Source organism: Georgenia sp. EYE_87 (assembly GCF_023148685.1).
GTDB lineage: Bacteria > Actinomycetota > Actinomycetes > Actinomycetales > Actinomycetaceae > Georgenia.
This window is the reverse complement of record NZ_JAHXNL010000005.1, coordinates 117,814-134,954: the sequence shown is the minus strand read 5'-3', so window position 1 is coordinate 134,954 and position 17,141 is coordinate 117,814. Positions and strand designations below refer to the sequence as shown.

15 protein-coding genes are annotated in these 17,141 nt (G+C 61.2%); 13 read left to right on the top strand and 2 right to left on the bottom strand.

The genetic code is table 11. The features are described from left to right. Positions 1–170 precede the first annotated feature (170 nt). The 4 genes from KZX45_RS09735 (at position 171) to KZX45_RS09720 (ending at position 4,070) form a co-directional block, all read left to right on the top strand. Entirely contained in the window at positions 171–968 is a 798-nt protein-coding gene (locus tag KZX45_RS09735; protein ID WP_308221722.1) for a class E sortase, read from the top strand. Continuing rightward, positions 968–1,123 (top strand): hypothetical protein, encoded by a 156-nt coding sequence (locus tag KZX45_RS09730; protein ID WP_248257537.1) that lies wholly within the window; start codon positions 968–970, stop codon positions 1,121–1,123. The genes KZX45_RS09735 and KZX45_RS09730 overlap by 1 nt, the downstream gene beginning before the upstream one ends. Before the next feature lie 98 nt (positions 1,124–1,221). After that, complete coding sequence (locus KZX45_RS09725; protein WP_248257536.1) at positions 1,222–2,436, top strand: DUF1972 domain-containing protein; 1,215 nt, start codon at positions 1,222–1,224, stop codon at positions 2,434–2,436. 161 nt (positions 2,437–2,597) lie between these two features. Next, positions 2,598–4,070: an NCS2 family permease gene (locus tag KZX45_RS09720; protein WP_248257535.1), complete on the top strand. Its 1,473-nt coding sequence runs from the start codon at positions 2,598–2,600 to the stop codon at positions 4,068–4,070. 108 nt (positions 4,071–4,178) lie between these two features. On the opposite strand, the gene KZX45_RS09715 is transcribed toward KZX45_RS09720, so the two are convergent. Continuing rightward, entirely contained in the window at positions 4,179–4,769 is a 591-nt protein-coding gene (locus KZX45_RS09715) for a low molecular weight phosphatase family protein (protein ID WP_248257534.1), read from the bottom strand. Positions 4,770–5,043: 274 nt separating this feature from the next. Between KZX45_RS09715 and KZX45_RS09710 the strand changes: the two genes are divergently transcribed. The 9 genes from KZX45_RS09710 to KZX45_RS09685 all read left to right on the top strand — a co-directional run bounded on the left by KZX45_RS09710 (position 5,044) and on the right by KZX45_RS09685 (position 16,077). After that, the gene (locus KZX45_RS09710; RefSeq protein WP_248257533.1) at positions 5,044–6,756 is read left to right on the top strand and encodes a DUF4012 domain-containing protein; all 1,713 of its coding nucleotides are present in this window, start codon (positions 5,044–5,046) and stop codon (positions 6,754–6,756) included. A 57-nt stretch (positions 6,757–6,813) separates the two neighbouring features. Next, positions 6,814–7,335 (top strand): LPXTG cell wall anchor domain-containing protein, encoded by a 522-nt coding sequence (locus KZX45_RS09705; protein ID WP_248257532.1) that lies wholly within the window; start codon positions 6,814–6,816, stop codon positions 7,333–7,335. 72 nt (positions 7,336–7,407) lie between these two features. Further along, positions 7,408–7,875 carry a CAP domain-containing protein gene (locus tag KZX45_RS20480; protein ID WP_374112583.1) on the top strand — a complete coding sequence of 156 codons (468 nt, stop codon included), beginning with the start codon at positions 7,408–7,410 and terminating at the stop codon, positions 7,873–7,875. Between the two features lie 565 nt (positions 7,876–8,440). Next, positions 8,441–9,598, top strand: coding sequence for a glycosyltransferase family 4 protein (locus KZX45_RS20475; RefSeq protein WP_374112582.1), 1,158 nt, complete (start codon positions 8,441–8,443; stop codon positions 9,596–9,598). Positions 9,599–9,818: 220 nt separating this feature from the next. Then, positions 9,819–10,685 (top strand): glycosyltransferase family 4 protein, encoded by an 867-nt coding sequence (locus KZX45_RS09700; RefSeq protein ID WP_248257531.1) that lies wholly within the window; start codon positions 9,819–9,821, stop codon positions 10,683–10,685. A 54-nt stretch (positions 10,686–10,739) separates the two neighbouring features. Then, entirely contained in the window at positions 10,740–11,828 is a 1,089-nt protein-coding gene (locus KZX45_RS20470) for a polysaccharide pyruvyl transferase family protein (RefSeq protein ID WP_374112581.1), read from the top strand. Positions 11,829–13,209: 1,381 nt separating this feature from the next. Beyond that, positions 13,210–13,866, top strand: a complete 657-nt coding sequence (locus KZX45_RS09695) for a CatB-related O-acetyltransferase (RefSeq protein WP_248257530.1) — start codon at positions 13,210–13,212, stop codon at positions 13,864–13,866. Positions 13,867–13,868: 2 nt separating this feature from the next. Beyond that, the gene (locus KZX45_RS09690; RefSeq protein ID WP_248257529.1) at positions 13,869–14,738 is read left to right on the top strand and encodes a glycosyltransferase family 2 protein; all 870 of its coding nucleotides are present in this window, start codon (positions 13,869–13,871) and stop codon (positions 14,736–14,738) included. Positions 14,739–15,171: 433 nt separating this feature from the next. After that, entirely contained in the window at positions 15,172–16,077 is a 906-nt protein-coding gene (locus tag KZX45_RS09685; protein WP_308221723.1) for an O-antigen ligase family protein, read from the top strand. Between the two features lie 54 nt (positions 16,078–16,131). Here KZX45_RS09685 and KZX45_RS20465 read toward each other — a convergent pair whose 3' ends face one another. After that, positions 16,132–17,100 carry a WcbI family polysaccharide biosynthesis putative acetyltransferase gene (locus tag KZX45_RS20465; RefSeq protein ID WP_374112580.1) on the bottom strand — a complete coding sequence of 323 codons (969 nt, stop codon included), beginning with the start codon at positions 17,098–17,100 and terminating at the stop codon, positions 16,132–16,134. Positions 17,101–17,141 lie beyond the last annotated feature (41 nt).

Below are 17,141 nucleotides of genomic sequence, written 5' to 3'. Positions count from 1 at the left end.
ACGCGCTCGGACGCTCGTGGCGGGGACGCCTTCCGGTCTGCGAGGATGCCGGGTATGGCCCGCAAGAAGATGTCCTACAGCGAACGTCAGCGCTACTGGCGTCGCGTGGAGTACGTCGCGCTCGGCGTCATGGTCGTCGCGACCGTAATGCTGGTCGCCGCGCTGTTCATGTGACGCCACCCGACTCCGTGAGCACCGACGTCCTCTCACCCCCCGATCGCAGCGGCGGGCGGCCCGAACGACGCAGGGCCCAACGCCGTGCTCGTCCCAGCCTCGGTGCGCGCGTCGCTGGCGTAGTCGGGGAGTTGTTGCTGACAGCTGGCATGCTGCTCGGCCTGTTTGTCTTGTGGCAGGTCTACTGGACCGACGTCGAGGTTGCGGGCGACCAGGCTACCGCTATCGAGGAAATGCGGCAGGGGTTTGAGGTGCCCGAAGCGCCGGAGCCGGTCCAGCCCAGGACCGACGCGCCGCCGGTGATGGAGCCCGTCGGCGAGGCCGAGAGCCTCGCCATCCTGCACGTGCCGCGCTGGGGCGCCGACTACGAGGTGCCGATCCGCGAGGGCGTCGGCATGTGGGACGTCCTCAACAGCGGCGCCGCCGGCCACTATCCCGGGACAGCGATGCCGGGCGACGTCGGTAACTTCGCGCTCGCCGCGCACCGGCAGTCCTACGGCGCGGCGTTCGAGCACGTGGACAAGCTGCAGAACGGCGACCGGATCATCGTCGAGACCGCGCAGGCGTGGCTCGTGTACGAGGTGACCGAGAACTACGTGGTGACACCGGACCAGGTGGACGTGGTCGCGCCCGTGCCGGGCGACCCGGCGGCCGTGGCCACCGAGCGGACGATCACCTTCACCACCTGCCACCCGCTGTGGAGCACGCGGGAGCGGTGGATCACCCATGGGCAGTTCGTCGAGTGGATCCCACGCGGCGAGGGCGTGCCCGCCGACCTCGTGGAGGAGAACTGATGTATGGGGCGATCTGGCGGCTCCTTCCCGGGCCGCGGTGGCTCAAGGCGATCGAGGCGCTCGTGCTGGCGCTCGCCGTCGTGGCCGTGCTGTTCACCTGGGTCTTCCCCTGGGTGGCCGAGAACTTCGGGATGTTCGAAACCACCGTGGGCTGACACCGCTGCTCAGGTGACCTCACGGACCGGTCGTGCGGAAGCCTCGGTCCTCCTGGGATACTGGGCGACGGTCGACCACATCCAACCGGGGGCAAAGCATGACGCACACCAATCTCAGTATCGCCATGATTGGAACGCGGGGCGTGCCCGCGCGTTACGGAGGCTTCGAGACCGCCGTGGAGGAAGTAGGGCGACGTCTAGCAGACAAGGGTCACCACGTCCGGGTCTACTGCCGAAGGCGGGAGGAGAAGGACCACCCCACGTCGTACCTCGGGATGGAGCTCGTCACGCTTCCCGCGGCACGGAAGCGCTCACTCGAGACGTTGAGCCACACAGCCCTTTCAGTGGGACACCTGCTGCGCCACCGGGTGGACGCCGCGTTTGTCTTCAACGCGGCGAACTCGCCGTTGCTACCGCCCATTCGAGCCGCCCGTATCCCAGTAGCAACCCACGTCGATGGCCTGGAGTGGAAGCGCGGTAAGTGGGGCCCAACCGGCAAGAAGTACTACCGCGTGGCCGAGGCCCTCGCGGTGCGCTGGTCGGACGCTTTGATCGCAGACGCCGAAGGAATCGCGGACTACTACCAGCATGAGTTCCAGGCGGCGTCGGATCTCATCTCCTACGGCGCGCCGATCGTCACACCGGGGAGCGATCGGCTCGGCGAACTTGACCTAACGGAGCGTGGATACCACCTTGTGGTCGCCCGCTTCGAGCCCGAGAACCGCGTCGACCGTATCGTCGAAGGCTACTCCAAGAGCTCTGCGAAGCGTCCCCTCATCGTGGTGGGCTCGGCCCCGTACTCGGACGAGTACACCGCACTGATCCACGAGAAGGCGGACAAGAGACGCGTTCGCTTCCTCGGCGGTGTCTGGGATCAGGAGCTCCTCAACCAGTTGTATGCGAATTGCCTGACCTACGTCCATGGGCACTCTGTTGGCGGTACTAATCCGTCTTTGCTCCGTGCCATGGGAGCTGGCGCCCCGTGCCTGGCCCGCGGCGTCGTCTTCAACAGGGAGGTGCTCGGTGATGCTGGCATCTTCGGGGAGGGCGTCGCAGACGTTGCTGCCCGAATCGAGGAGGCAGAGGCCGACGTTGACGGCACGGTGCAGCGCGGCGAGGCATGCCGCCAGCGAGCCCGCGACTACAACTGGGGCGATGTCGCGAGTCGGTACGAGGACCTTGCACGCCGTTTGGCTCAGTCTGGGCCCCGACGCGACCGCCCGTCCGGTCGTCGAACTGGACTCGGCACGAGATTGGTGAGTGAGCAGGAAAGCGAGCCGAGTCTCGGACAGAGTTCCCTCAAGGTTGGATGAGGGAGCAAGTCCGACATCCGGCCGGTTCTGGCCTTGAGCGAGTGACCGGAGTCGTGAGGTGCAGTCTCATCGAGGTCCGGCGGCGTTGCGCCCCTGCGGACTAACGATCATCGCGAGACGGTTGTTCCCTCTTTCGGGGCGTTCTGCGACAATCCGCCCTTGTGAGCACCCCTGCGCAGAGCGCGCCCCCCAGGACTACTGACAGCTGGCTCGACCGGACGTTCCGGATCACCGAGCGCGGCTCGACCGTGGGCCGCGAGATCCGCGGCGGACTCGTCACGTTCTTCGCAATGTCCTACATCCTCGTGGTGAACCCGCTGATTCTGTCCACGCCGGACTCCACCGGCGCGTTCCTCGGCGGCGGCTCCGAGCCGAACCTGCCGGCGGTCGCCGCGGGCACGGCCCTGGTCGCCGGACTCATGTCGATCCTCATGGGCGCCGTCGCGAACTACCCGCTGGCGCTCGCAGCCGGCATGGGCATCAACGCGCTGCTCGCCTTCACCATCGTCAACCTGCCGGGCATGACGTGGGGCGACGCCATGGGCCTCATCGTCCTCGAGGGCCTGGTGATCCTGGTCCTGGTCCTCACGGGGCTGCGTGAGGCCGTCTTCCGGGCCGTCCCGCACTCCCTCAAGGTCGCCATCTCCGTCGGCATCGGCCTGTTCATCGCCCTCGTCGGCCTGGTCAACGCCGGGATCGTCCGCCCCGGCGGCACTCCGCTCCAGCTCGGCGTCAACGGCTCGCTCGTCGGCTGGCCGGCGCTGGTGTTCGTCGTCGGCCTGCTCCTGATCGCCTTCCTCATGGTCAAGGGCGTGCGCGGCGCGATCCTCATCGGCATAGTCGTGGCCGCGGTGCTGGCCGTGATCGTCGAGGCCGTCGCCAAGGTCGGCGCCGCCGACCCGGAGAACAACGTCGGCGGCTGGGCGCTGACCGTCCCGGCCCTGACCGGGTCCCCGGTCCAGGCACCCGACTTCGGCACCCTGGGCGAGTTCTCGCTCTTCGGCGCCTTCGAGAAGCTCGGCCCCGTCGCCGCGATCCTGCTGATCTTCTCGATCATGCTGGCCGACTTCTTCGACACCATGGGCACGATGGTCGCCATCGGCGCCGAGGCCGACCTGCTCGACGAGGACGGCAACCCGCCGCGCACCCGCTCCATCCTCGTGGTTGACTCCATCGCCGCGGCCGCCGGTGGCGCCGCCGGCGTCTCCTCCAACACGAGCTACATCGAGTCCGCCACGGGTGTCGGCGACGGCGCCCGCACCGGTCTGGCCTCGATCGTTACCGGCATCGCGTTCCTGCTCGCGACGTTCCTCTCTCCGCTGACGGCGTTCGTGCCCTACGAGGCCGCGACGCCGGCACTGGTGATCGTCGGCTTCCTGATGATGATGCAGGTCACGGAGATCCCGTGGCGCGACGCCGCCATCGCCATCCCCGCGTTCCTCACGATCATCCTCATGCCGTTCGCCTACTCCATCACCGTGGGGATCGGCGCGGGCTTCATCGCCTACGTCGTTCTCTCCGCGGCTCGCAAGGGCGGCGCGCGGAAGGTGCACTGGCTCATGTGGATCGTGGCGTTGCTCTTCGTCGTCTACTTCGCCATCGGCCCGATCGAGCAGGCGCTCGGGCTGCGCTGACGACCTCGCGACACCAGCAGCCCCCGGCCGTGCGGCCGGGGGCTGCTGTGGTTCAGCGGTGCCGTGCATCGGGGCCACGGCGACTTCCGCCGTCGGGAAGCTGAGGGATCAGAGCCGCAGCGCGATCTGAGCGATGGTGCGCACGGCGGGGAGGATCTGGTCGAAGGACTGCCGGTACACCGGCAGCTCCCGCCGGTAGGGGTCGACGACGTCGTCCAGCTCCGGGTCGACGGCGGACCTGTGGGCGGCCGCCAGCGGTACTAGGGCATCGAGCCGGGAGGCGGGCGTCGCGTTCGGGCCACCTGCCTTCTCCTCGAGCTCGTCCCGGTCCACCTGGGACGCGAGCCGGGCGAACTCACGCAGGGTGAAGGTCCGCCGCACGACGGCAGGGGCCAGCTCGACAACGTCGGACCGGTGCTCCCGGGTTAGCGGCAGCACGAGGCCTGCGTCTCGCAGCATCTGCTCGGTCACTCGTCGGGCCGCGAAGCCGCCGGCAGGGACGTCGACCTCCCGAAGGAGGTCCGCCATCGGCCCGTGCACCGCCTGACCGACGAGCGCCCCGGTGCCCGCGCTGGCGAAAACGACTCCGCTGTTCCTCCCGAAGGCGGCGCGGAAGAGGTGCTCGACTGCGGGTGAGCGGCAAATGTTGCCCGTGCACACCGATAAAACGGTGAAGTTGTCGCCTGATCGGTATGCCATGCGTGTCCTCGCCTTGGTCTGAAAGTCAGCCGTCCACGGTATCGCGGGCTGTGTGTGCTCATGCGGACCTCACCTAGTATCGGGGGCTATGCGCCCTGGAACCTCTCTCGATCCAGCACGCCCCGAAGGGACCTCGCACGGGCCGCCGGGCCGGGTACAGCGGCACTGTGAGGGACGCGTGACTGGCCCGCGAAGATCGCGCCACGCTTCGAGGCCAGGACGTCGCAGGCTGAACTCAGTCCTGGGCGCCTTGGGTGGCGTCCTGAGCGGCCTGATGGTGGTCGTCGTCATTGTCGGGGCTGCTCTGGCGCTCGACGTGCGTACTGCATACGCCGAGCTGCGAACTGTTGCAGACCAGGTACGCACACTGCAGGCGCAGGTGGAAGCCGGTGACCGAGAGAGCGCTGCGGCGACCGCGAAGGAATTACCGGAGCACACGGCAAAGGCGCGGCAGGCGACTTACGGTCCGCATTGGACGCTCTTGGGCAAGGTGCCCGGGCTCGGCGTGAACGTCCATGCTGTGCAGACGGTGAGCGCAGTAGTGGACGACCTTTCCACCGGCGCACTGAGCGATCTCATCGAGGCCGTTCAGATTGTCGATCCGTCGCGGATGGCGCCCGTGGAAGGCCGCATCGATCTTGCCCCAATCGTAGACGTTGCCCCGCAGGTGGTCAGGGCGGACGAGACGCTCCAGACGGCACGGTCAACTCTAGAGAGCGTCGATCCCAATGCGCTCGCGGAGCAACTGCGCGGGCCGATGGCCGAACTCACCGGTCAGGTTGATGCCATCGCCTCGCTCACCGCCACCGCCTCCCGCGCGGTCCGACTAATCCCGCCCATGATGGGCGCCGATGAACCGCGCGACTACCTGCTGCTGGTGCAGAACAACGCGGAACCGCGCGCTACTGGCGGCATTCCTGGAGCAGTAGTGCTGCTGCGCGCAGACCGGGGCGTCATCGATCTAGTCGAGCAGCGGCCGGCGTCGTCGTTCGGTCCGTTCGTAGAACCTGTGGTTGAGATCACCAACGTCGAGCGCGCCATGTTCGGCACTCAACTCGGACGGTACATGCAGGACGTGACCTTCACACCAGACTTTCCCCGCAGTGCCGAGATTGCGCACGAGATGTGGCGCCGGGAAGTTGGCAGTGAAGTAGATGGTGTTCTCTCCATCGACCCCGTCGCGCTGCAGACGCTGCTGCAGGCAACCGGTCCGGTCATGCTTCCCACCGGTCAGCAACTGACGTCAGAGAACGCCGCCCAGGTACTGCTGAACCACGTATATCTCGATATCGAGGACCCGTCCGTTCAGGACGAGTTCTTCTCGATTGCAGCGGGCTCTATCTTCGGTTCGGTGATGGGCGGCGGTGCGGATCCTGCTGCCACCGTTGGCTTGCTCGACCAAGTCGCCGACGAGGGACGTCTCATGGTGTGGTCGGCGCACGAGCCTGAACAGGCATTGCTCGCGGGGACGACGCTTAGTGGAGAGCTCCGAGGAAGCACTACCGACGCGCCCGTGGTCGGTGTGTACCTGAATGACCGCAGCGCGGCCAAGATCGGCTACTACGAGCGGATGAAGGCGAAGATCACTGCCCACCAGTGTCGCTCGGACGGGTCCCAGCAATTCACACTCGTCGTCACGGTTACTTCATCGGTGCCGGAGAACTACGCCGAGCTTCCCGCATACCTGAGCGGTGGGGGACACGCGGTGCCCGTGGGCAACATCCGGTCCGACGTGCTCGTCTATGCTCCCACGGGTGGACGCATCATCGATGCCAGGTCCACCAGCGACGCTACGAGTTACACGCCGCGTGTGCACAACGGACTCTCGATGGGAACGCACAAGTTGGAGCTTTCGCCGCGGCACTCGGTCACGTTCGAGTACGACATCGAGACGGCGTCCGACCAGCCCGGCGCCCCACAGGTGCGCATGACGCCGGGGCCCGTCAGTGGTCAGTTCTGGACTTCAACTTCCCCTTGTGGAACTTGATTGGTACGGTTTCGGACGACAGCCAGCTCTTGTCGCACTCCACTGGGGGAACACACCATGCTTCGACGCGCACTCAGCACAACCGCGGCCACCGCGGCCATCATCCTCGCGCCCACCGCCGCCCTTGCCTACGAAGACGACCCGTACGAGGCTGACGTGCCCGCGTCCGTTGCGCAGGGCGTGCCCTTCGACATCAACCTGGAGGGTCCGAACGAGAACGCGCTCTTCGGCCTCACCATCGCCTCGGCGAACGTGCCGAACTCGGCCATCGAGATCGCCGGTTCGCAGACGATGGAGAAGGCGACCGTAAACGGAGCCGCTACCTTCAGCGTCACGCTGAACGAGGAAGCCGTCTACACCATCACCGCCGTCGACGAAAACGGCGAGGTGGTCGAAGAGTCGACCGTGACGGTCGGCGACCCGGCGACCGGGGCCGGCACAGGCAGCGATGACGCAGCGGGCGGGACCACCCTTCCCGACACCGGTGCCACCAGCACCCCGCTTGTAGTTGGCGCGGCGGCACTACTGGCAGCAGGCGCTGGCGTGCTTGTCTTCGCGCGTCGCCAGGCGCAGGTCTAGGCCAGCGACTACACATCAGCGAGGGGCCCCCGCGCATATGCGGGGGCCCTCTCGTTGTTGCAGAGAATCATCATGAGTCGTCGACGGTACATGGGTCTGATCTGTTCGTGCTTGTTGTTCTTAGTTGCGTGCGGCGATGTCCGTCAGCCGCATCCTTCTAGCATTCCATCACCTTACCCGCCTACCGATTATGCTCACGAACTCTTCGTGCAGACGAACGACTTCCGCGAAGCTGAGGGTCTGCCCCCGTTCACAGAGTCCACCTGTGCTGAAGCTGCCGCCCTCACTCGGGCTGCTGCCCTCATCGGGGCTGCCGAACTCAGCCACGCCCCAATGAAACCCGTCCTTGACAGTTGTGACGTTAACTTATCCGCTGAGAATCTAGCCAACAGCAGCGCTTCGCCTCGCGAGGTCGTTGCTGCTTGGATTGAGTCTCCCGGCCACAGGAACAATATGGTGGACGCATCTCTGCAGAAACTAGGCGTCGGATGTGTTCAAAACGGCGACGATATGCTGTGCGCACAAATTTTCCTAGGGTGACATTGACAGAGTCTCTCCCGAGGAGGTTTGGGGCGATGGAGGACATCTACCGTTGTGTGGGCGGGCACGGACGTCCCGACTGATGTGCTTATAGGAACGAGAAGACCTTCACGGTCGCATAGGGACGGCGGCAGGGATCGAACCAGCCCGCCCGCGGCGTTCCTGGCGGGCGTCATGAGCTGTGAAGCGATCACCTCGACCATGCCACGGCGAATGTGAGAAGTCGGACAATGATCGAGGTGCTTCGGCTGTTCCGATATAGTCGTACTACTCCGTGGGAAGTGGCCCGCGCGCTCAGACCCTCTCGGGTCTATGCATGTGGAGGCCTGGGTGCGTGTCGTCACGGGCGATAGTGCAGGTGGTGAACCTTGCGTGAGTCGCCTGGAGAATGGCGCTTGTCGGTCGACGTTCAACGAGTGAAGGATGGGTAGAGCGATCTCATCGTGAACCCTCTTACCGCAGCGAAGGCTTGGATATCTGCTCCAGAGCACAGTTCCTCGTCTGCTGAGCAGTCGTGGAAGGCGCTGCGAGCAGCCCGCCAAATCGCGTCTCAACTGGAGCATTGATGTCCCGAATAGTATTCGCTCATCCTGGCACAGAATTGTACGGAAGTGACCGCATGGCAGTCGAGACTGTCGCTGCTCTCGTTGCTGCGGGTAATGAAGTGACGGTTATCGTTCCGGATCATGGACCCCTGGGACGTGAGTTCCATTCTGCTGGAGCCGCCGTCTTGGATCGGCCAGTGCCGGTCCTGCGTAAGCGTGACGCGCATCCGCTGAGACTCATGAAATTGATGGTGGCGAGCATTTACGGGCTCGCTAGCATCCTGCGAATCCTCGGACGATCTCGACCCGAGCTGGTATATGTCAATACCATAATTCAACCGCTGTGGCTCATCGGGGCGTGGCTGTTTCGGATACAGTCTGTTGTGCACGTAAGAGAAGTCGAAGCAAGCATTTCTAGACCCTTACAAAAGGGGCTTACTGCTCCTTTGAGGCTAGCATCGGCAATCGTCTGCAACAGCGAAGCAACACGTTCATTTGTCGTACGAAATCATTCCCGACTCAGTCAGCGTAGTGTAGTCATTTACAACGGGAAAGATTGGGAGCCATATTATAAGTACTCCCCGCGTGCGATAGTGGGCGAGGTCTCTCTGTTGGCGGTCGGTCGTTTGAGTCCGCGAAAGGGACAGGACGTTCTGCTCGAGGCAGTGCTGCACCTTGTGCGCCAAGGCGTAGACGTGAAACTTGATTTGGTCGGTGACGTATTCCCCGGCTACGAATGGTTCCGCGACGAGTTGGCGGAGTTTGTTCGGACGAATGGACTCTCCGATCGAGTCCACTTTTCTGGCTTCAGGAGTGACGTCGCTGTGTCCCTAGCGGAGGCAGACATTGTGGTGGTACCTTCGCGAATGGAGCCGTTCGGTACGGTTGCAGCTGAGGCAATGGCTGCCATGCGTCCAGTTGTGGTCACCGATGTCGAGGGGCTTCGCGAGATTGTAGAACACATGCACACGGGTATACGGGTTCGGCCCGAAAATCCGTCCGAACTCGCTGAGGCAATCCGATTGATTGCCTCAGACGAAGAACTGTGGCGCAAGTTGACCCTTGCGGGATACGAATACGTCCGCGATAACTTTTCAAAGACTCGATACCAACAGCAAATAGCGAACGTGTGCGAGACCGTAAGTAGGCCTCTGAAAGGGGGCGCTCGTGGCGAGTAGCGCCATGGTGGTTAGCATTACCGACCCATACAAGTCGCGTCACGGCGGGACCCTTCGTACCCGTGCGCACATTGATGCGCTAAGGCGAATCGGCTTCGAAGTGTCCCTCGCGTACCCGCGGGCTGCTCTGGGCGATGTCAGTCCTTCCACGGGGACAGGGGACGGTGCGCTCGCTGATGTGCGCCGCCAGGTAGGGCGCGTAAAACGGCACTTTTTGCCGATGCCCACCATGTTGGGCGCAAGGGACGCGCACCTCAAGGGACTTATCCACAATAGCAAAACCGACATTGTGCTTATCAGTGCGCTCTCGCAGGCCCCATATTCCGGGCTTTCGTCTGCAAGACTATGGCTCGACTTCATGGATGTCTGGAGCGACGTCGCGCGACGAGAAGGACACGTCAGACGTGGCGCGGCCCGCTTATCTGCAAGACTCCAAGCTGCCTACCTAGCACAGCACGAACAACGATACGCAAGTCGGGCCCACATAGTCACTACGACAGGCTGGTCGGATCATAAGCTGCTCCGCTCCCGAGGAATCGACAACCTCTGGATTCCGTCCACGCTGCCTGACGATGAGTTCCAGGCCGTCAATCGTCGTCATGGAGGCGGCGCGAAAGTGGCAGGCTTTATCGGAAACTTTGAATACTGGCCTAATGTTGACGCGTACCGAGTGCTCGTCGATAGTTGGTTGCCCCGCCTGCGGTCAGAGGGTTGGTCCGTCCTAGTTGCCGGCCGACACTCGCATGTGTTGGGTGAACCGCCGCCAGGCATCACGCTTCTTGGTGAAGTGCCGTCTGTGGCGGACTTTTATCGTGAGGTTTCCGTTACGCTTGCTCCGATACGCCTCGGTGGGGGTATGAAGGTGAAAGTATTGGAGTCGTTGGCCAAGGGAGTGCCGGTGATAGGGACCGACTTCGCTTTCGATGGGTTCTCACCCGAATTGCGAGGCAAACTCCTTGCATGCGATGTGACCCGGCCCGATTTCCACTCGCTGGACGGGATCGAGCCATTCAGCCCTTTGGATCCCGTACTCGAGCCGTATCGGCTCAGCGCAGTCACCAAGAAGCTGGCAAGTGTGCTGGCATAGGGTTACATCTTCCATCGGCACAAGCCCGCTCCGGTAAGGCACGTGAGGAAATCAATGAAGTTACTTGTGATGTGGGCGGAACCAGAGTCGCCGAACTTCGGCGTAAGGGCGCTAGCAGAAGGCGTTGCTGCCGGTGTACCGGACGGCTTCGAAGTGACGTTCGCGAGCCATGCGACCCCGTTGAGCTCTGGATCGCTTTCTCTTAAGCGATTGACTTATGCGGCGGTATCGCCCGTCAGTGCGACGAGGAAGGAACTCCGTTCGTACGACCTGATTATTGACGTGGGGGAAGGAGATAGTTTCGCTTCCATCTATGGTTGGAAGCGGTTTGGCAAGATGACTATGTCCAAGATCGCTGCCCGGAGGTCTGGAACGCCGTACATTTTGGCACCCCAAACCCTCGGTCCATGGCGCGGCCACCTGAGCAGGGCGCTTGCCAAGCGAGCAACGGACGGTGCCGTGACGGTATGGGCTAGAGACCACGCAAGCAGGCGAAGGGCAGAGTCGTTAGGAATCCGAAACGTTCAACTCGGCTCCGACTTGGTTTTTGCGATAGCGCCGCCGAGGTTGGCCGGCGATCAAGGCATGCGAGACGTACTTCTTAATGTGAGTGGCCTGCTCTGGTCCGTGAACCCGCACGTCGACTCGGACTCATATCGGGAATACGTTCGCACACTAGTCGGTGGCGCAATAGCCGACGGTATCCGTGTCACTCTTCTGGTGCATGTAGCGTCACCAGGGTCGCGTGACGATGATATGGCTGCAGCCGTAGCCGTACGGTCGGAGTTTCCCACGGTGGACGTCATCGCCCCGACGTCACTCAGCTCGATGCGGACGGAGATCGCGCGATCCAGATTGGTTGTCGGGAGCCGTATGCACGCGTGTTTGAATGCAATAAGTGTTGGAGTTCCGACCGTAGCACTTGCATACTCTGACAAGTTTGCGCCCTTGTTTTCCGATCTGGGGTATGGGGCTGTGATTGATTTGCGATCTGGCTCCAAGGCGGACCCAACGGATCTAAGATCCTATCTCGAGAATTCAGCGCTCGTAACTGATGCCCTTGAGGCGCGCGCGCTGGGCAGACGAAAAGTTGAACTCTTCTTCCGTGCCATCGAAGACAGCATTATGGGGCCTAGTCGTTGAGTATCGCGAGGGGATCCTTGATCAGAATCGCCCGTTTTGCTTTCGCAGGTCGGGCTGAGAGCTCACTGCCTTCTTCTCCATTGGGGGCACGTTGAGGTCTCTCCTGTTATACCTAGGCAACGTGGCACCGATGGTGTCAGGACTCGTTACCGCGCCTCTTACAGCGCACGCGCTCGGCGTCGAAGGGCGCGGGCAGATCACTGTGATTACGTTGGTCTCTTCGGTCATCGTTGTGGTAGGCAGTTTTGGGATTGGCTGGGTGATCAGAGATGAAGTGGGGAAGGACCCGACCACACGAATCTTTTGGCAACATGCCGCTCAGCGAATTAGTATGGCTTTCGCCCCTGTGGCGCTTCTGCTAGCGGTCGGGGTTGCCGAGTGGCTCAAACTGTCTTCGACAGATAGGTGGTTCGTAGCCGTTTACTATTTAGTCGCCGCGACCGCTGCGACGCGGAGTGCGGACGGAAATGTGCTGGTCTCGCTCGGTCGGACTAGTTCCGTCGGGTTAGCGAATATGTCGTTTGCAAGTGCGACGGCGCTTCTTTATACCGTGCTGTTTGCGCTCGGACAGCTTGATCTTCGAGCGGCGATAGCGGCGAACACCGGTGGCTTGGTTGTGCAGATCTTGCTCCTCAAAGGATTCGTGCTTAGAACGAGCCGTAGCGAAGAACGCGGCATGCTTAGGCGAAGACGGCAGGAAATTGTTACAAGCGGGGTCTGGTCTGGGACGAAACTGGTCCGGCGGAGTGCGCGGGCGTGGCGAGCCCAACTCATTGATACTCTCGTCGGCAGATCTGACACCGCGCTGGTGTCGCTTCTTAACGACGCTCGCGCGCTCGGCTTATACTCGGTGGCAGGTCTTATCCCACAGGTTGCGTACGCTACTTTCAACACGCTCGTTCAGCTGTCTTTTTCTGCCAGCCCGCGGCTAAATCCGGATACACGGCTCAAGAACATTTTGCATGCTGGGATACTGGTGGGACTTCTCCTGTGCTTGCTGGGCGGAGCCGCCGCGTATTGGCTCATCCCGCCCATTTTCGGGAAAGGCTTCGAGCCGTCACGGAGCTACATCGTACCAGCGTGCTCTATGGTTCTAGGGCTTGGTGCCTACTCTGCCTTGGCGCAAGACTTGTCCAGGCGCGCCCGGTCTGGGGGCCTTGTGGGTCTCACCGTTGCCATCTCTATCGTCAGCGGTTTAAGTATGGCCTACGTTGTTTCGCCTCAGGTGGGTATATGCGTCCTCGGGGTGCTTCTATTTTTGACCGGAATCGGGTACTCGGCTTTTCGGTTGGGTTCGGCGGTCTTTCGGTTTGAACCCAGGAGTATCGCTGCCTCATTTCGGAAGTAGCGGGACTACGGATAATCGTGGAGGGACAGCGTCATGGCACCACATAACCGCTTTGGCCCGAGGATGAAGCTTTCCGTTCTCGGCCAGCACCTCGTGACCAATTATCGGCCAGGACGGCGGTGGTGGCAGTACGCGCTCGGCATGGTCGTGGACGCAGAGGGTGGCCAGATGACATCCGTAACTCTTCGAAGAATACTCAAAGAACACTATGGTGTAATTGTCGGACCGTACAGTTACGGTTCGCTCCTTTCGCCGGGAAATTGCGATCCGCATACTGAAATCGGAAACTATGTATCTATTGGTCCGGGGGTGCGGCGGTTCGGAGCGTCTCATCCGCTGAAATTTCCGAGCCTTCATCCGTACTGGTACAACGCTTCTGCATATGGTCGAGAAGCGATCACGGCGATACACCGCAGTGCGATATGGATCGGCCATGACTCGTGGGTTGGTGCGAATACGGTGATTCTGCCGCAAGTTGCGCGGATTGGGATTGGTGCCGTCATCGGCGCAGGCTCCGTCGTTACGAAAGACGTCGGTGATTTTTGTATTGTAGCGGGAAACCCGGCGCGAACTATTGGCGAGCGGCTCACTGCGGATCTCCGGTCACGACTGCTGCATGATGAGCCCTGGCTCAGATCACCCGCAGAATGCGAGGGTTACATGCGCCAGTTGAGTGAACGGACGAACTAGGTATGGCAGTCACGGCCATCATCGTCAACTTCAACACGTCGAAGGATGTTTTGACCTGCGTTGACTCGCTCTTCGCGGCAGGGGTCCAGGATGTTGTTGTGGTTGACAATCATTCAAACGACACCGACCAGCAACTCGAAGCTATTCAGCGATCCGGTTCGATGGTACGTGTGTACCGTCTCCCGGCAAACGTTGGATTCGGTGCAGGAATCAATCGAGGGTTCGCCCTAGCGGGTGACTTGAAGAGCGAGGACTACATTTGGATCGTCAACCCAGATCTCCGCGTCAGCGAGGAAAGCGCGATGGAGCTCCAGGCAGCGCTGAATAGCGGTTGGGACATTGTATCCCCCGTTATTTTCACTGGGAACAAGGATGCTCCTCGCGTATGGTACGCCGGCGGGTATATGAACGTCAGGAAGGGACTCAGCCAACCACTTGCGGATCTGCCCCGGAACTTCGGGCCCGTTCCAGTATCCTTCATCACTGGTGCGGCGCCCATGCTCAAAGTCGAAACTTGGGAGGATCTCGGTGGATTTCGCGAAGATCTCTTCATGTACTGGGAGGACGCAGACCTTAGTCTGCGAGCGAAGGATCGAGGATTAAAACTTGCGGTCGTTCCCGCGGCTACGGCTTGGCACGACGTCGGTGGAAGCCAGGGAGGCGGTTCGGGCAAGAGCAAGTTGTATTACTACTACATGTCTCGAAACAGGCTGGTAGTTTGCGGTGAGCGCCATAGTCGCTTTCGCATTGCCTTCGTTGATGGCGTCAGAATTTCCCTTCGCCTCTTGGCGGCGAGCCTACGGGAAAAGGAATCGAAGCTGTCGAAAGCCTCGGCCGTTCTGGTTGGCATGTTAGCGGGGTTCTTGGCATGATCGCGGCGCGGAACCGCCTCATATCGCCTGATCGGGTGTCGAGCTGCCACCGACTTAAGGTCGCCGTGTGTTAGCGGCCCTCACCGGAGCGGTTGCCGGCGTGGCTGTGACGGTGCTCTTCTTGAGCTACCGACACTCACATGCGCTCACACTCCACGTGCTAATCGCGGTGGTCTACTGTGCAGGCGCGCTTAAAGATGCGCTACCAGTACGCTACTTCATAGCTCTGCTTCTAACGGTATCCATTGGAAAGTTCGCCATACAAGTTGGTAGGACGAACAACGTCCGAACGGCCGCGTTCGCGGCTAGTTGCGTGTACGGGGCGCTTGGAACGGTCGTCTTCGTTTTAGGGCGCCCATTCTCGCCAGATATAGGTGAGGCGTCTTTCAGGTACGTTGTTCTGTTCCCGCTTGCGTTTGTCTACGGCGCGGCAATGGTCAAAGCTGGCCTTCTGAGTAAGTTTGCCCGGGCCTACCTCGGATGGTCGTTGCTGTTTGCGATTCTAGCTACGGTTGAGGCTAGTCGCGATGCGGTGATCTTTCCAGGTATGGCACCAACCATTCTGCGAGACGGGGAGGTCCGGGCGGTGTTGTTATCTGAACATCCAATTTTGCTCTCCGTGTATTTCGTTGTCTGCGTCCCATTTGTATGGCGCACTGTAAGATCACCCATATTGAGGTGGGCTTTTTGTGTAGTGCTAGTATCCGGCATTTTGAGCACTGGTAGTCGTGGTGCTCTGGTGCTAGTAGCCGTTCTTGCAGCCGTGAACTTGGTGTCACACTTGCGGCGCGCGCGACAGGGGGCGCGCATGACCAACGTGCTCGTTTTGGGACTCTCCATTGGAGTCGCGCTCGGCATAGTCACACTCGTTGCTGGAGTAGAACCGTTCGAAGGCGCATCTATTACGAGCAGCGATCCTACGGTAGCAAGTGTCCAATATCGCGGTGTGTTGTATGCGGAGGTTGCTCAGTCGCTCAAGCAAATGCCGTTTGGTTGGGGAGTGGGTGGACTCCCTGAAGGGCAAATCATCGTTTCGAGCCCGTTTGGACCGAAGGACTTAGCGCTAACGGTGGATTCGGAGATCGTGCTCCTCGCGTTCGACTTTGGTGCCGCTGGTGTAGCTGCCTACCTTGCTACCATGCTGTGGCTCGTCCTCGGTCGCGGTTTCCGTAGTCCCGTCTCCGGAGCGGCAATAGTGGCAATGTCGGCCGGACTATATGTCGCTATCCACGCGTGGACGGGTTTGCCCACGTTGGCACTCTTTCTCGTTGGAGCTACTGCTTCGGCGCCGACAGTAACAGCCGACAGAAGCCTCGCGTCCGGTGCATTATCTCGCTGATCTTGCGCCTAGATGCGTGGACATGAAACCGATACCGATCAAAGAAGGAACCGGTTATAGAAGGCCCGCCCTGTGGAGTACTTCCCCATGTTCGCGGAGCGCATGTTCCAGAATTTCTCCCCGCGCGGTGTAATATTCCAGGTGGCTTTCTAGGAGGCGCTTTTCCAACGTCAACGTGTTTGCAATAGTCCATAAGGATTCCGTCGATGTCGTAGTGTAACCGAGGGCGTGTCGGATGTGATTATGGACTGGAACAACCGTCGAGGATAGAAGCTCGTAGTCCAGGGGGGCTAGTACGTCGGAATCGAGCGAAAGAGCGTCCATGATTCCTTGCACGGCGACGTCCATGAGATCATTTGACGGGTGGTTCACTGTCCAGAAGGCGGTATCTCTAAGGGGCGCAATGGCATGGCTCACCTTTATATCTAGGCGCTCTTCGCGTCGTTTTAGTTCGTTTAGCGATTCTGATGCCACGGCTCGAATCCATTCAGCGTTTCCCGTGTAATCCTCGAGCCACCGACTTGCTTCGGCTGGGCGCATCCGTCGAGCGGCTGCCGCGATGAAACGTAGGTCGTGGTATCCCTCCGTCCGGGGAGCAGGTGTTCCTAGTGCACCGTTGGCGTGCACGTAAACGAGGTAGGGGTGCAGTCCGCGGTAGTACATCACAGGGTAGGTAACAACCTGTGCTCCAGATGCTAACGCCGAGACGAATTGCGACGTTCCCAGGGGCAGACCGCGGTAGTCGTTCTTTATCTCTTGCGTTATAAATATGCTCGTCTTCCGAAGTATCTTGCGGATAGTAGGAAGTTGGTGCGCGGTGATCTGGTGTGCGCCAGGAATCCAGGCGATCGTGAATTTGTTGCTGAACGACGGGGACCGTTGTAGTAACGTCCTGAGTGCGGAGGCTTGGCAGTTTCCGTAAACAGTTACGACCGGCCTGTTTTGGCGGACATAGGCGGATCGCAGCAACTTCCCTGCAGTCGCAGCAGACCGCGGTACTCTACTGAGTCTGTTCAAATGCATCAGGTTGCCCTCTTGTGGACGTCGTTTGGACGGAGCACTTC

Bases quoted from the DNA above. Each gene is read 5' to 3' on its own strand.
- KZX45_RS09700 (WP_248257531.1), top strand. From the start codon at position 9,819: ATGCCCACCATGTTGGGCGCAAGGGACGCGCACCTCAAGGGACTTATC.
- KZX45_RS09685 (WP_308221723.1), top strand. From the start codon at position 15,172: ATGGTCAAAGCTGGCCTTCTGAGTAAGTTTGCCCGGGCCTACCTCGGA.
- KZX45_RS20475 (WP_374112582.1), top strand. From the start codon at position 8,441: ATGTCCCGAATAGTATTCGCTCATCCTGGCACAGAATTGTACGGAAGT.
- KZX45_RS20470 (WP_374112581.1), top strand. From the start codon at position 10,740: ATGAAGTTACTTGTGATGTGGGCGGAACCAGAGTCGCCGAACTTCGGC.
- KZX45_RS09710 (WP_248257533.1), top strand. From the start codon at position 5,044: ATGGTGGTCGTCGTCATTGTCGGGGCTGCTCTGGCGCTCGACGTGCGT.
- KZX45_RS09690 (WP_248257529.1), top strand. From the start codon at position 13,869: ATGGCAGTCACGGCCATCATCGTCAACTTCAACACGTCGAAGGATGTT.
- KZX45_RS09705 (WP_248257532.1), top strand. From the start codon at position 6,814: ATGCTTCGACGCGCACTCAGCACAACCGCGGCCACCGCGGCCATCATC.
- KZX45_RS09725 (WP_248257536.1), top strand. From the start codon at position 1,222: ATGACGCACACCAATCTCAGTATCGCCATGATTGGAACGCGGGGCGTG.
- KZX45_RS09695 (WP_248257530.1), top strand. From the start codon at position 13,210: ATGGCACCACATAACCGCTTTGGCCCGAGGATGAAGCTTTCCGTTCTC.
- KZX45_RS09715 (WP_248257534.1), bottom strand. From the start codon at position 4,769: ATGGCATACCGATCAGGCGACAACTTCACCGTTTTATCGGTGTGCACG.
- KZX45_RS20465 (WP_374112580.1), bottom strand. From the start codon at position 17,100: ATGCATTTGAACAGACTCAGTAGAGTACCGCGGTCTGCTGCGACTGCA.
- KZX45_RS09730 (WP_248257537.1), top strand. From the start codon at position 968: ATGTATGGGGCGATCTGGCGGCTCCTTCCCGGGCCGCGGTGGCTCAAG.
- KZX45_RS20480 (WP_374112583.1), top strand. From the start codon at position 7,408: ATGAGTCGTCGACGGTACATGGGTCTGATCTGTTCGTGCTTGTTGTTC.